The following is a 12,927-nucleotide window of genomic DNA, read 5'->3' on the forward strand; positions in this document are numbered from 1 at the left end:
TTTCGAGTCAGGCGACTCAGGCGTACGGGTGGCGCAGGACGATGGTTTCGTTGCGATCCGGCCCGGTGGAGATGATGTCGATGGGCGCACCGACCAGCTCCTCGATGCGCTTGATGTAGGCACGGGCGGCCGCCGGCAGCTCTTCGAGCGACTTCACGCCAACGGTGGACTCGCTCCAGCCCGGCATGTCTTCGTAGACCGGCTGCAGGCCGATGTAGCTGTCGGCGTCGGTCGGCGCATCGACCATCACGTCACCGTTCTGGTCCTTGTAGCCAACGCAGATGCGGATGGTCTCAAGACCGTCGAGCACGTCCAGCTTGGTCAGGCACAGGCCGGAGATGCTGTTGATCTCGATGGCACGACGCAGGATGACGGCATCGAACCAGCCGCAACGACGGGCGCGACCGGTGGTGGAGCCGAACTCGTGGCCGCGCTTGGCCAGGAAGGCACCGGTCTCATCGAACAGCTCGGTGGGGAACGGGCCGGAACCCACGCGGGTGGTGTAGGCCTTGGTGATGCCCAGGATGTAGTCCAGGTAGAGCGGACCGAAGCCGGAACCGGTGGCGGTGCCGCCCGCAGTGGTGCTGGAGCTGGTCACATAGGGATAGGTGCCGTGGTCGATGTCCAGCAGCGAGCCCTGGGCACCTTCGAACATGATGTAGGCGCCCTGCTTGCGCAGCTCGTGGAGTCGGGCGGCGACGTCGGTGATCATCGGCTCCAGCAGGTCGGCGTAGCCCAGGGCCTCGTCGAGGGTCTTCTGGAAATCGACGGCCGGTTCCTTGTAATAGTTCTGCAGGACGAAGTTGTGGTAGTCCAGCAGCTCGCCGAGCTTGGCGGCGAAGCGCTCGCGGTGGAACAGGTCGCCGATACGCAGGCCGCGACGGGCCACCTTGTCCTCATAGGCCGGGCCGATACCGCGGCCGGTGGTGCCGATCTTGGCATCGCCACGGGCCTTCTCGCGCGCCTGGTCGAGGGCGACGTGGTACGGCAGGATCAGGGTGCAGGAGGGGCTGATGCGCAGGCGCTCGCGCACCGGCACGCCCTTCTCCTCGAGCTTGGTGATCTCGCGCATCAGCGCATCCGGCGCGACGACCACGCCGTTGCCGATCATGCACTGCACGTTCTCGCGCAGGATGCCGGACGGGATCAGGTGGAGCACGGTCTTCTCGCCGTCGATCACCAGGGTGTGACCGGCATTGTGGCCGCCCTGGTAGCGCACGACAGCGGCTGCCTGATCGGTCAACAGGTCGACGATCTTGCCTTTGCCCTCATCACCCCACTGGGTGCCCAGGACCACGACATTCTTACCCATAACACTTGTCCTCTTCGGAAGCTCGATGCCGGCAACGGCCGGCGGGAAAACCTTTAGGAAACCAGGGGCGCAACCTGCCAGCGCCCGTCACGCAGGCACAGCTGGCGGTCACAACCCACCTCCTGCGCACTGTCCACATCCTGACCCGGCAATGCCTGGACCACGCGCTGACCTTCGCTGCGCAGACGCTTCACGGCCTGCCAAAGGTAGACGTCATGGACGTCGGGCGCCCAGATTCCGGTCGGGGCCTCATCCAGCTCCATCCGCCCCAGGGTGACCAGGGTCTTCAGGTCGGTGGAGAACCCGGTCGCCGGACGGGCGCGACCGAAATCGGCGCCGATGTCGTCATAGCGACCACCCTGGGCGATGGACTGGCCCTCGCCCGGCACGAAGGCGGCGAAGACCACGCCCGTGTGGTAGTGGTAACCACGCAGCTCGCCCAGGTCAAAATACAGGGGCAGCTCGGGGTAGCGGAGTTCCAGCTCGTCGGCGATGGCGATCAGCTCGTCGAGCGCGACATGCACCTCGTCCGGCGCATCCATCAACACACCCTGGGCAAGCTCCAGGACCTGGCGATCGCCGCAGAGCTCGGCGAGCGCGCGCAGCATGGAAGCCAGCTCGCCGGGCAGGGCCTCGGTCAGCTCGGCCACCTCGTCGACGGCCTTGCGCTGCAGGGCGTCGAACAGCTGCTGCTCCACTTCGCCGGACAACTCGGCGGCACGGGCGAGGCCACGGTAGATACCGACATGCCCGAGGTCCATGTGCACGTCGGGCACATCGGCAAGCTCAAGCATCTCCAGCATCAGGCTGATGACTTCCACGTCGCTGGCCGGGCTGGCGTCGCCATAGAGTTCGGCGCCAAGCTGGATCGGGCTGCGCGAGGTGGAAAGCGCGCGCGGCTTGGCATGCAGGACGCTGCCGGCGTAGCACAGGCGGTTGGGCCCTTCACGGCGCAGGGTATGGGCGTCGATGCGCGCCACCTGCGGCGTGATGTCGGCACGGAAGCCCATCAGGCGGCCGGATTGCGGGTCGGTCACCTTGAAGGTGCGCAGGTCGAGGTCCTGGCCGGCACCGGTCAGCAGGGACTCGAGGTATTCGATGTGCGGGGTGACCACGAAGTCGTAGCCCCAGCGCTGGAACAGGTCCAGCACCTGGCGGCGGGCTGCTTCGATGCGCGCCGCTTCGGGCGGCAGTACTTCTTCGATTCCATCTGGCAGCAGCCAGCGATCTACCGTTGCCATTACGCCATTCCCCTCTCAGCCGGGCGGCAAGCCTTCAGTGAAGCAGATACAGGAGGCCGGTCCCCAGCAACATGCTGGCGAGGCCCATGAGGCGAAGCTGGCGGTCCTTCAACCCTGCCAGCCCGTGCACCGCGGCGCGCCAACGGCGCGGATAGAGGAAGGGCAGGATGCCTTCCAGCACCAGCACGAAACAGAAAGCTATGCCGATTTCCTGCCACATGATTCTCGCGGACGCAAAAAAGCCGGGATTTCCCGGCTGACGCATGATACCACGTTTTCCCGGTGGGTCACCCCGACGGACAGGACCGTCCGCCGGGGAAAACCATCACTTGGCCTTGTTGAGGAACTGGAAGAACTCGCTGCTCGGGTCCAGAACCATCACGTCGCCCTTGCTCGAGAAGCTCTCGCGGTAGGCCTTGAGGCTGCGGTAGAAGGCGTAGAACTCCTGGTCCTGGCCATAGGCCTTGGAGTAGATGGCGGCCGCCTGGGCATCGCCATCACCACGGGCCTCTTCCGCCTCGCGATAGGCCTCGGCCAACAGCACGCGGCGCTGACGATCGGCGTCGGCACGAATGCCTTCGGCCAGCTCGCTACCCTTGGCGCGGTGCTCGCGGGCCTCGCGCTCACGCTCGGTGCTCATACGCTCGAACACACTGCGGTTCACTTCCTTGGGCAGGTCGATGGCCTTGACGCGGACGTCCAGCACCTCGATACCCAGCTCCTTGCTGGCCATGGTGTTCAGCGAGCGGGTGATATCGGCCATGAGACCGTCACGCTCACCGGATACCACTTCATGCAGGGTGCGCTTGCCGAACTGGTCACGCAGGCCCGCTTCCAGGCGACGCGACAGGCGCTCGTCGGCAATCTGCTTGAGGCCGGAAGTCGCGGTATAGAAGCGCTCGGCATCAGCCACACGCCATTTGGCGTAAGCGTCCACCATCACCGCTTTCTTTTCCTGGGTGAGGAAGCGCTGGGTCGGCGAATCCAGGGTCAGCAGGCGGGCGTCGAACTTGCGCACCTGGTTGACGTACGGAATCTTCACGTGGAGGCCCGGCTTGACGTCGGCCTCGACGATGCGGCCGAACTGCAGCAGCACCGCGCGCTCGGTCTGCGCCACTATGTAGAAGCTGCTCCAGGCCACCAGGGCGAGGACGACGGCTCCGATCAGGGCGATCAGTGATTTGTTACCCATCAGCGACTCTCCCTAGAACGCAGATCGCGCTGCTGCAGATCGGTGGTGACACGCGAACCGAGATCGGCCGCACCGCTCGCGGCGGCGCCAGGCACGGCACCACTGCTACCGCCACGGTTGTCGATCATCTTGTCCAGCGGCAGGTAGAGCAGGTTGTTCTGCCCCTTGTCGCCGGTCAGCAGCACCTTGCTGGTGTTGCTGAAGACTTCCTGCATGGTGTCCAGGTACAGGCGCTGGCGAGTGACCTCGGGGGCCTTGCGATACTCGGCGACCAGCTTGGTGAAACGATCCGCCTCACCCTTGGCGCGGGAGATCACTTCGTCGCGATAACCGTTGGCGTCCTCGATGATGCGCTGCGCCTGGCCACGCGCCTCGGGAATCACGCCGTTGGCGTAGGCCTCGGCCTGGTTCTTGGCACGCTGCTCGTCCTCGCGGGCGCGGATAACGTCGTCGAACGCTTCCTGCACTTCGCGCGGCGCGGCGGCGCTCTGCACGTTCACCTGGGTCACGGTGATGCCGGTGCCGTAGGTATCGAGGAAACGCTGCAGGCGCTCCTTGATCTCGCTGGCCATCAGCTCACGCCCCTCGGTCAGGACCTGGTCCATCTCGGTGGAGCCGACCACGTGGCGCAGGGCGCTTTCAGTGGCGTGCTGCAGGCTCACCTCGGGCTGGTCGACCTTGAGCACGAAGTCCTGCAGGTTGGTGATCTTGTACTGGACGGTGAGCGGCACCTCGACGATGTTCTCGTCCTCGGTGAGCATCTGACCCTGCTTGCTGTATGCACGCTCGCGGGTGACGTTTTCCTGGTACTTGCGATCGATGGGCGGGAAATAGATGTTCAGGCCCGGGCCGACGGTTTCGTAGTACTTGCCGAAGCGCAGCACCACGGCCTGCTCCTGCTCATCGACCACGTAGACGGCGCTGTAGAGCCAGACCATGGCGAGCAGGAAGAGGGCAATGCCGATCAGGCCGAAGCCGCCGCCCTTGCCACCGCCATCGCCACCACCACGTTTCTTGCCGCCGAACAGCCCATTGAGACTGTCCTGCAGTTTGCGGAAGGCTTCGTCCAGATCCGGCGGCCCCTTGCGATCGCCACCACGGCGTCCACCCCAGGGGTCCTGATTGTTCGAGTTGCCACCCGGCTCATTCCAAGCCATAGCGCTCTCCATACTGATAAAGCAAAGACGCACCCACGGCACGCCCGCCAATGCTACCGAAAGCCCGCCACCCGCGGCAAAAAGCGCACCTGCGGGCTTTATTGCAAAGTGTGTTGCTCCAGGAACTCCTGCGGCTTCCAGCCTTCACGGCTGACCAGACGGTTGAGCTCCACACGCGGCAATCTGACGGCAAGGAGGAACTCCCCGGCCTCGTCATGCTTCTCGCTCTGCACGGCACCGAGGGCGAAGAACTGCGCTCTCAGCCTGCCGAGTTTCTGCGGCAACTTCAGGGTTCCCACGAAGAGATCATCCCCCAACAGCTCGGCGATCGCCTGCTTGAGCAGGTCGAGTCCGAGGCCGTCGCGGGCGGAAAGCCATACCCGCTCAGGCTTGCCCTGCTCGTTGCGCTGGATCTGTGGCTCCATGCCTTCGAGCAGGTCGATCTTGTTGTACACCTCGAGCATCGGCAAGCCATCTGCGCCGATTTCGTTCAGCACCGCCATGACCTGCTCCATCTGCGCCATGCGCTCAGGCTCATGGGCGTCGATCACATGCAGCAGCAGGTCGGAGTTGCTGGACTCCTCAAGGGTAGCCCGGAAGGCTTCGACAAGCTTGTGCGGCAGGTGCCGGATGAAGCCCACGGTATCGGCCAGGACGATAGGCCCGAGATCGTTGAGTTCGAGACGGCGCAAGGTCGGGTCCAGCGTGGCGAACAACTGGTCCGCAGCATAGACCTCGGACGAAGTCACGGCATTGAACAGCGTGGACTTGCCGGCGTTGGTGTAGCCGACCAGCGAAACGGAGGGAATATCGGCGCGCTTGCGGCCACGTCGAGCCTGCTCGCGCTGGCTACGCACCTTCTCGAGGCGCTGCTTGATCTGGCGGATGCGCACGCGCAGCAGGCGACGGTCCGTCTCGAGCTGGGTTTCACCCGGCCCACGCAAGCCGATACCACCCTTCTGCCGCTCGAGGTGAGTCCAGCCACGAACCAGCCGGGTGCTCATGTGCTCGAGCTGGGCGAGCTCCACCTGCAACTTGCCCTCATGGGTGCGGGCGCGCTGGGCGAAGATGTCGAGAATCAGCCCGGTGCGATCGAGAACACGGCATTCGAGCGCTCGCTCGAGGTTGCGTTCCTGACTGGGCGTGAGGGTGTGATTGAAGATGACCAGTTCGGCCTGTTCAGCCCTGACGAGGTCATGGAGCTCTTCGACCTTGCCGCTACCGATCAGATATCTGGCTGTTGGCTGGTGGCGCGACACGGAGATGAAAGCTGCCGTGTCGGCGCCAGCCGACCGAGCCAGTTCCTGGAATTCCTGCGGGTCTTCTCGCGCCTCGGGATCGTGGCCGTCCAGATGAACCAGGATGGCCCGTTCACCACCACCAGGGCGTTCGAAAAACAATGCAGACTCCTATCAGGCGTTACCAGGCTCGGGGGTTTCTTGCTCGGTGGCACTCGGCAGACGCACGGGGCGGCTCGGTACCACGGTGGAGATTGCGTGCTTGTAGACCATCTGGCTGACAGTGTTCTTCAGCAAAATCACGAACTGGTCGAAGGACTCGATCTGGCCCTGCAGCTTGATGCCGTTGACCAGATAGATGGAAACCGGTACGCGTTCCTTACGCAAGGTATTCAGGTAAGGGTCTTGTAGCGAATGCCCTTTTGACATATGCCGCACTCCTGTAGGGATATAAATCGTTTTAGTTGTCAAATGACGAGAAAGTTAGGCCGCCTTACCCCCAAGGATAGACGGTAACTGGTGAGGTCTCAGCCCAATATGGAGACCGACTCCAGGTATTTCAAGGTACGCGGCAGATTGTCGCAAGCCAGGCTGTCCAGCCAGTGTAAATCAGCCCAACCCCGTAACCAGGTGAATTGCCGCTTGGCCAATTGGCGCGTGGCGATGATGCCCCGCTCTTCCATTTCGACCCGCGTCAGGTCGCCGTCCAGGTATTCCCATACCTGGCGATAACCGACAGCTCTTATAGACGGCAGTCCGGCGTGCAAGTCACGTCTTTCGCGCAGAGCTTCGACCTCTTCGACAAAGCCCTGTTCCAGCATCAGACGAAATCGTTGCGCGATACGCGCGTGCAAAACCTGGCGTTGCGCCGGAGCGATCGCCAAGTGGGCGACAGTATAAGGCAAATGTCCCCGGCCAGAGGGCCCCGAGTCGGGATTTTGCAACGCCTGTCGCTGACGATGTGCAGTCATCGTCAAACCGCTCACGCGGTACACCTCGAGGGCGCGGGTGAGCCGCTGGGGGTCGTTGGGATGGATGCGCGCGGCCGACTCGGGGTCCACCTCCGCCAGCTCGCGATGCAGGACATCCCAGCCCTCGCGCTGCGCCCGCGCTTCCAGTTCCGCACGTACGGCCGGGTCGGCGCTGGGCATGTCCGCCAGGCCCTCCAGCAGCGCCTTGTAGTAGAGCATGGTGCCCCCGACCAGCAGCGGGATGCGGCCCCTGGCGGTGATCTCGGCCATGGCCTCCAGGGCGTCGGCGCGAAATTCAGCGGCGGAATAGCTCTGGGCCGGATCGCGGATGTCGATCAACCGATGCGGGAAGGCCTCGAGCACGGACTTGTCAGGCTTGGCGGTGCCGATGTCCATGCCGCGATAGACCAACGCCGAGTCGACGCTGATCAGATCGCAGGGCAGGTGGCGCGCCAGATCCAGGGCGAGGTCGGTCTTGCCGGCAGCGGTGGGGCCCATCAGGAAGATGGCCGGTGGCAGGCGCTCGCCCATGTCAGCGGCCACGCAGGAACAGCTTGTCCAGGTCGTCCATGCCCAGTTGCGTCCAGGTCGGACGGCCATGGTTGCACTGGCCACTGCGCTCGGTGTGCTCCATATCGCGCAGCAAGCCGTTCATTTCGGGCTGGGTGAGGCGGCGATTGGCCCGCACCGCACCGTGGCAGGCCATGGTGCCGAGCAGCTCGTTCAGATGGGCCTGGATGCGGTCGCTGGTGCCGTACTCGAGCAGGTCGGCCAGGACGTCACGCACCAGCTGGGTCGCTTCGGCCTGCTTGAGCAATGCCGGGATCTGGCGGATGGCCAGGGTTTCCGGACCGAGCCGCTGCAGCTCGAAGCCCAGGCGCTGGAACCAGCTCCCATGCTCTTCGGCACAATCGGCCTCGCGCTGGCTGACTGCCACCGACTCGGGCACCAGCAGCGGCTGTCCCTTGAGCCCCTCGCTGGCCATCGCCACCTTCAGGCGCTCGTAGGTGATGCGCTCGTGGGCCGCGTGCATGTCCACCAGCACCAACCCCTGGGCGTTCTCGGCGAGGATGTAGATACCCTTGAGCTGCGCAAGGGCGTAGCCCAGCGGCGGGATGTCCCCCTGGCTGTCCGGCAGCGCTGCCGCAGGCTGATTGACCATCGGCGCGAAGTATTCGCGGTAGGCGCCCTGGGCCTCGGCGGTGGCGAGCACAGGAGATGGGCGCGGCGCCTGGTAGCCGGCACCGGCGCCGCCATGGGACGGCGTCCAGGCGGGCTGGCTGACGGGTTGTTCCAACACGGTCGCCGCCAGGCTCATTTCACCCTGGGGCCCGAACTCGCCCGCCTCGATGCCGGTGGTTCGAACCATGCCGCCGACAGCGGCGGGAGCGGCGAGCTGGTCCTCGGGCCGCACCTCGCCAAGAGCGCGGTGCAGGGTGCCATAAAGGAAGTCGTGGACCATGCGGCTTTCGCGGAAGCGCACCTCGTGCTTGGTCGGGTGGACGTTGACGTCTACCACCGCCGGGTCCACTTCCAGGAACAGCACGAAGGTCGGGTGCCGGCCGTTGTAGAGCACATCGCGGTAGGCCTGGCGCACCGCGTGCACCACCAGCTTGTCGCGCACCATGCGACCGTTCACATAGAAATACTGCAGGTCCGCCTGGCTGCGGGAGAAGGTCGGCAACCCGACCCAGCCCCACAGGTGCAGGCCGTTGCGCTCCACCTCGATGGGCAGGGCCTGCTCCAGGAAGGCCGGGCCGCAGACGCTGGCCACGCGCCGCGCACGGGATATCTCGTCCTTCGCCTCATGCAGGGCGAAGACCGTCTTGTTGTTGTGGCGCAGGTGGAAAGCGACATCGAAGCGGGCCAGGGCCAGGCGCTTGATCACTTCCTGCAGGTGGTCGAATTCGGTCTTCTCCGCACGCAGGAACTTGCGCCGCGCCGGCGTATTGAAGAACAGGTCGCGCACCTCCACCGAGGTGCCCACCGGGTGGGCGGCGGGCTGCACCCGCGCCTCCATGTCACGCCCCTCGGTCTCGACCTGCCAGGCCTGCTCGGCATCAGGGGTACGCGAGGTCATGGTCAGGCGCGCGACGGAACTGATGGACGCCAGCGCCTCGCCCCGGAAGCCCAGGCTCATCACCCGCTCCAGGTCTTCGAGGTCGCGGATCTTGCTGGTGGCGTGGCGTGCCAGGGCGAGCGGCAGGTCGTCGGCCGGGATGCCGCCGCCGTCGTCACGGACCCGCAGCAGCTTGATGCCACCCTGCTCGACCTCGACGTCGATGCGCCGGGCACCCGCGTCGAGGCTGTTCTCCAGCAGCTCCTTGATCACCGATGCGGGGCGTTCAACCACCTCGCCAGCGGCGATCTGGTTCGCCAGCCGGGGGCTGAGCAGCTGGATGCGACGCAACTCGGTCATGGCTGGGCTGCCAGGGCGGTCGCCGGGATATCGAGGGTCTGGCCGACCTTGATGTTGTCGTTCTTCAGGCCATTGGCGCTGCGCAGCGCGGCCAGGCTGACCTGGTAGCGCTGCGCGATCAGCGCCAGGCTCTCGCCGGAGGTGACCAGATGCTCGCGCGGGCCAGCCGCGATCTTGCCCTGGTCACGCTGCGAGGCGATGTAGGTGCCGGGTGGCGGGTTCTGCTGGAAGAACTGCTTGATGCCGCCCTGGATGGAGCGCGCCAGCGCCTGCTGGTGGCTCGCGCTGGCCAGCTTCTGCGACTCGTTGTGGTTGGAGATGAAGCCGGTCTCGACCAGGATCGACGGGATGTCCGGCGACTTCAGCACCATGAAGCCTGCCTGTTCCACGCGGCGCTTGTGCAGCGGCGTGACACGGCTGATGTTGGTCAGCACCTTCTGCCCGACGTTGAGGCTGGAGGACAGCGAAGCGGTCATCGACAGGTCCAGCAGCACGCCGGCGAGCATGCGGTCCTTGTCGTCCAGGCTGACGCTGCCGACACCGCCGATCAGGTCGGAGCGGTTCTCGTTGTCCGCCAGCCAGCGCGCGGTTTCCGAGGTGGCACCACGGTCCGACAGGGCGAACACCGAGGCCCCGAATGCGCTGCGGCTGGGCGCGGCGTCCGCATGGATGGAAACGAACAGGTCGGCGCCCTTCTTGCGGGCGATCTCGGTGCGCTTGCGCAGCGGGATGAAGTAGTCGCCGGTACGCACCAGTTCGGCCCGGAAGCCTTTTTCCTGGTTGATCTGGCGCTGCAATTCCTTGGCGATCGCCAGGGTCACGTCCTTCTCATGCTGGCCCTTGGGGCCCAGCGCGCCCGGGTCCTCGCCGCCGTGACCGGCGTCGATGGCAACGATGATGTCGCGATTGCCACCCGGCACCGGTGGCAGCTTGTTGGTGGACGGCTGGGTCGGCGAGACCGGCGGCTGCGGCGTGCTCGGCGCTACCGCCACTTGAGGCGAGGAGGCTTCGTTGGCGGCGGCTTCCTGGTCGAACAGGTCGACCACCAGGCGGTTGCCGTACTGCTGGTTGGGCGCCAGGGAGAAACTCTTGGGCACGACAGCAGCGGAAACGTCGATCACCACACGCAGCTCGGTCGGGCTGCGCTGGGCCGATCGCACGCTGGTGATGGGCGTATTGCTGAGCGACAGCTGCTCCAGCTTGGTGGCCAGCTGGGCGCCGGTGATGTCGATGACGATACGGTTGGGCGCGGCCAGGGTGAACACACTGTGCTGCACGGGACCGGAGAGGTCGAACACCAGCCGGGTATTGTCAGGGGCGCGCCAAAGCCTCACGCCACGGACCTCCGCAGCGGCCAGGACATCGGCGGCAAACGCCGCAAGCAGAACCCCAATCCCGGCAAACAGCGCGCGCGAGCGCATACCCCACCCCATTCTCTTGTTCATACTCCCGTGGCCAAGGCGGCGCACCAGGACTCGCCGCGCTCGGAATGCGGCGACAGATGCAGCGTACGGCCGCCTGCATGGGGGCTAATGGTAATGTCCATGTCGGCCTTTGGCAAAATGCCGCTGCCCCTTTCGGGCCACTCGATCAGGCACAGGGCGTCGCCCTCGAAATAGTCGCGGATACCCAGGAATTCCAGCTCTTCGGGGTCGGCCAGGCGATAGAGATCGAAGTGGAAAGCACGCAGTTCACCGATCTCGTAGGGCTCGACCAGGGTGAAGGTCGGGCTCTTCACCGCCCCGCCGTGGCCCAGCCCGCGCAGGATCCCGCGCGACAACGTGGTCTTGCCCGCCCCCAGGTCACCGTGCAGGTAGATGATGCCGCGCCCACCCGAGGCCTGCGCCAGGCGCGCGCCCAACGCCAGCATGGCGTCCTCCCCCTCGGCGAAAAGACTCAACTCCGGCACGGTGAACACTCCTCGAGCAGCTGACGAATGGTAGGAATCAGGTCACTGGCCGCCAGCCCGCGCCCCTGGGCGCCGAGCTGCTGACCCGCACTGGCATGCAGCCAGACGGCAAGGCAGGCCGCGTCGAACGCCGCCATGCCCTGCGCCAGCAGGGCGCCGATGACGCCGGCCAGGACATCGCCCAGCCCGGCACCCGCCATAGCCGGATGCCCCCGGTCACAGAGCGCCAGGCGGCCATCGGCACTCGCCACCAGGCTGCCGGCGCCCTTGAGCACCACGGTGGCGTTGTAGCGATGGGCGAGCGCACGGGCCGCGGCGGGGCGATCCGCCTGGACCGAAGCGGTATCGACTCCCAGCAGGCGGGCGGCTTCTCCTGGATGCGGAGTGATGATGCAGCCGGCAGGCAGTGCCACCCGACCGGCCGCCAACAGGTTCAGGGCATCGGCATCCCACACCTGCGGCACATCGTGCGCCACCACCGCGCTCATCAGGCTGCGCCCCCAGGCGTTCTGCCCGAGCCCGGGGCCGACCACCAGCACACTAGAGGCGGCGGCCAAGCCACGCAATTGATTGGCGGACGCCACGCCGATGCTCATCACCTCGGGCATCCGCGCCAACGCCGCGGCGACGTGCTCGCCACGGGTCGCCAGTGAAACCATGCCGGCGCCACTGCGCAGGGCGCTTTCGGCACTCAGCAGAGCCGCGCCGCCGGTCCCGAGGTCACCGCCGACGACCAGCAGACGCCCGTAGCGCCCCTTGTGCGCGGTGGCCGGACGCGGCCCTGGGAGCGCCATGCCCTCGACGGCCAGGCGACGGGCGGCGACAGGATGGGCAGCGACCAGCCCGAGATCCGCCTGCAGTCCGTCGAACGCCAGTTCGCCCACCAGCTCGGGCGCATCGCCCGTGAACAGGCCGAGCTTGAGGCCGATGAAGGTCACCGTCAGGTCGGCGCGCACCGCGACACCCAGTACAGCGCCGCTGTCCGCGCTCAAGCCGGACGGAATATCCACCGCCAGCACGGGCAGGCAACTGGCGTTGATGCAACGAATGGCGTGCGCGTAAGGCTCGCGCACCGCCCCGGCAAGGCCCGTTCCCAGCAGCGCATCCACCACCACGCCGCGCAGGTCCGCGTCCTCGCTCCAGATCTGGATGGCCACGCCGGCCGCTTGCGCCTCATCGCGGGCCAGGGCGGCGTCGCCCTGCAAGGCCGAACTGTCGCCGACCGCCAATACGCTGGCCCGCCATCCGGCACGCAACGCGAGGGCGGCGATCAGGTAACCATCGCCAGCGTTGTTGCCGCGACCGGCGAGGACCGTGATTTCCCCCGCGCTGGGCCAGCGGCGACGCAGCGCGCGCCATGCGGCGTGGGCGGCACGCTGCATGAGCTCGAAGCCCGGGGTTCCGGCAGCGATCAGGCGCGCATCCAGCTCGCGCACCTGGGCGGATGAATAAAGGGCGAGTGGCAGGTCATCGATTCGATCGGGCATG

The 12,927-nt window shown here is 66.0% G+C and carries 12 protein-coding genes; all 12 read right to left on the bottom strand.

The genetic code is table 11. From position 1 onward, the window contains the following. Nucleotides 1–16: 16 nt before the first annotated feature. Nucleotides 17–1,312: an adenylosuccinate synthase gene (locus tag HSX14_RS27575; protein ID WP_111259894.1), complete on the bottom strand. Its 1,296-nt coding sequence runs from the start codon at nucleotides 1,310–1,312 to the stop codon at nucleotides 17–19. 53 nt (nucleotides 1,313–1,365) lie between these two features. After that, entirely contained in the window at nucleotides 1,366–2,553 is a 1,188-nt protein-coding gene (locus HSX14_RS27580; protein ID WP_173171392.1) for an ATP phosphoribosyltransferase regulatory subunit, read from the bottom strand. 34 nt (nucleotides 2,554–2,587) lie between these two features. Next, nucleotides 2,588–2,773 (bottom strand): DUF2065 domain-containing protein, encoded by a 186-nt coding sequence (locus HSX14_RS27585; RefSeq protein ID WP_111259892.1) that lies wholly within the window; start codon nucleotides 2,771–2,773, stop codon nucleotides 2,588–2,590. Between the two features lie 105 nt (nucleotides 2,774–2,878). Next, the gene (gene hflC, locus HSX14_RS27590; RefSeq protein ID WP_173171390.1) at nucleotides 2,879–3,745 is read right to left on the bottom strand and encodes a protease modulator HflC; all 867 of its coding nucleotides are present in this window, start codon (nucleotides 3,743–3,745) and stop codon (nucleotides 2,879–2,881) included. Continuing rightward, nucleotides 3,745–4,902 (bottom strand): FtsH protease activity modulator HflK, encoded by a 1,158-nt coding sequence (gene hflK / locus HSX14_RS27595; RefSeq protein WP_173171387.1) that lies wholly within the window; start codon nucleotides 4,900–4,902, stop codon nucleotides 3,745–3,747. The genes hflC and hflK overlap by 1 nt, the downstream gene beginning before the upstream one ends. A 98-nt stretch (nucleotides 4,903–5,000) precedes the next feature. After that, nucleotides 5,001–6,302, bottom strand: coding sequence for a ribosome rescue GTPase HflX (gene hflX / locus HSX14_RS27600; RefSeq protein ID WP_173171385.1), 1,302 nt, complete (start codon nucleotides 6,300–6,302; stop codon nucleotides 5,001–5,003). 12 nt (nucleotides 6,303–6,314) lie between these two features. Then, entirely contained in the window at nucleotides 6,315–6,569 is a 255-nt protein-coding gene (gene hfq, locus HSX14_RS27605; RefSeq protein ID WP_111259888.1) for an RNA chaperone Hfq, read from the bottom strand. A 98-nt stretch (nucleotides 6,570–6,667) separates the two neighbouring features. After that, nucleotides 6,668–7,642, bottom strand: a complete 975-nt coding sequence (miaA, locus tag HSX14_RS27610) for a tRNA (adenosine(37)-N6)-dimethylallyltransferase MiaA (RefSeq protein ID WP_173171383.1) — start codon at nucleotides 7,640–7,642, stop codon at nucleotides 6,668–6,670. A 1-nt stretch (nucleotide 7,643) separates the two neighbouring features. Beyond that, nucleotides 7,644–9,530: a DNA mismatch repair endonuclease MutL gene (gene mutL, locus HSX14_RS27615; protein ID WP_173171381.1), complete on the bottom strand. Its 1,887-nt coding sequence runs from the start codon at nucleotides 9,528–9,530 to the stop codon at nucleotides 7,644–7,646. Further along, complete coding sequence (locus tag HSX14_RS27620) at nucleotides 9,527–10,963, bottom strand: N-acetylmuramoyl-L-alanine amidase (protein ID WP_173171379.1); 1,437 nt, start codon at nucleotides 10,961–10,963, stop codon at nucleotides 9,527–9,529. The genes mutL and HSX14_RS27620 overlap by 4 nt, the downstream gene beginning before the upstream one ends. Nucleotides 10,964–10,971: 8 nt before the next feature. Further along, nucleotides 10,972–11,400, bottom strand: coding sequence for a tRNA (adenosine(37)-N6)-threonylcarbamoyltransferase complex ATPase subunit type 1 TsaE (gene tsaE / locus HSX14_RS27625; RefSeq protein ID WP_373874673.1), 429 nt, complete (start codon nucleotides 11,398–11,400; stop codon nucleotides 10,972–10,974). A gap of 26 nt (nucleotides 11,401–11,426) precedes the next feature. Continuing rightward, a complete protein-coding gene (locus tag HSX14_RS27630; RefSeq protein WP_173171375.1) occupies nucleotides 11,427–12,926 on the bottom strand; it encodes an NAD(P)H-hydrate dehydratase in 1,500 nt (499 codons plus the stop codon). Between the last annotated feature and the right edge of the window lies 1 nt (nucleotide 12,927).

Source organism: Pseudomonas tohonis, from assembly GCF_012767755.2.
GTDB lineage: Bacteria > Pseudomonadota > Gammaproteobacteria > Pseudomonadales > Pseudomonadaceae > Metapseudomonas > Metapseudomonas tohonis.

Coding starts and splice junctions, on each gene's coding strand:
- miaA (WP_173171383.1), bottom strand. CDS start 7,642: ATGGGCGAGCGCCTGCCACCGGCCATCTTCCTGATGGGCCCCACCGCT.
- HSX14_RS27630 (WP_173171375.1), bottom strand. CDS start 12,926: ATGCCCGATCGAATCGATGACCTGCCACTCGCCCTTTATTCATCCGCC.
- hfq (WP_111259888.1), bottom strand. CDS start 6,569: ATGTCAAAAGGGCATTCGCTACAAGACCCTTACCTGAATACCTTGCGT.
- hflC (WP_173171390.1), bottom strand. CDS start 3,745: ATGGGTAACAAATCACTGATCGCCCTGATCGGAGCCGTCGTCCTCGCC.
- HSX14_RS27585 (WP_111259892.1), bottom strand. CDS start 2,773: ATGTGGCAGGAAATCGGCATAGCTTTCTGTTTCGTGCTGGTGCTGGAA.
- hflK (WP_173171387.1), bottom strand. CDS start 4,902: ATGGCTTGGAATGAGCCGGGTGGCAACTCGAACAATCAGGACCCCTGG.
- tsaE (WP_373874673.1), bottom strand. CDS start 11,400: ATGCTGGCGTTGGGCGCGCGCCTGGCGCAGGCCTCGGGTGGGCGCGGC.
- HSX14_RS27620 (WP_173171379.1), bottom strand. CDS start 10,963: ATGGGGTGGGGTATGCGCTCGCGCGCGCTGTTTGCCGGGATTGGGGTT.
- HSX14_RS27580 (WP_173171392.1), bottom strand. CDS start 2,553: ATGGCAACGGTAGATCGCTGGCTGCTGCCAGATGGAATCGAAGAAGTA.
- HSX14_RS27575 (WP_111259894.1), bottom strand. CDS start 1,312: ATGGGTAAGAATGTCGTGGTCCTGGGCACCCAGTGGGGTGATGAGGGC.
- mutL (WP_173171381.1), bottom strand. CDS start 9,530: ATGACCGAGTTGCGTCGCATCCAGCTGCTCAGCCCCCGGCTGGCGAAC.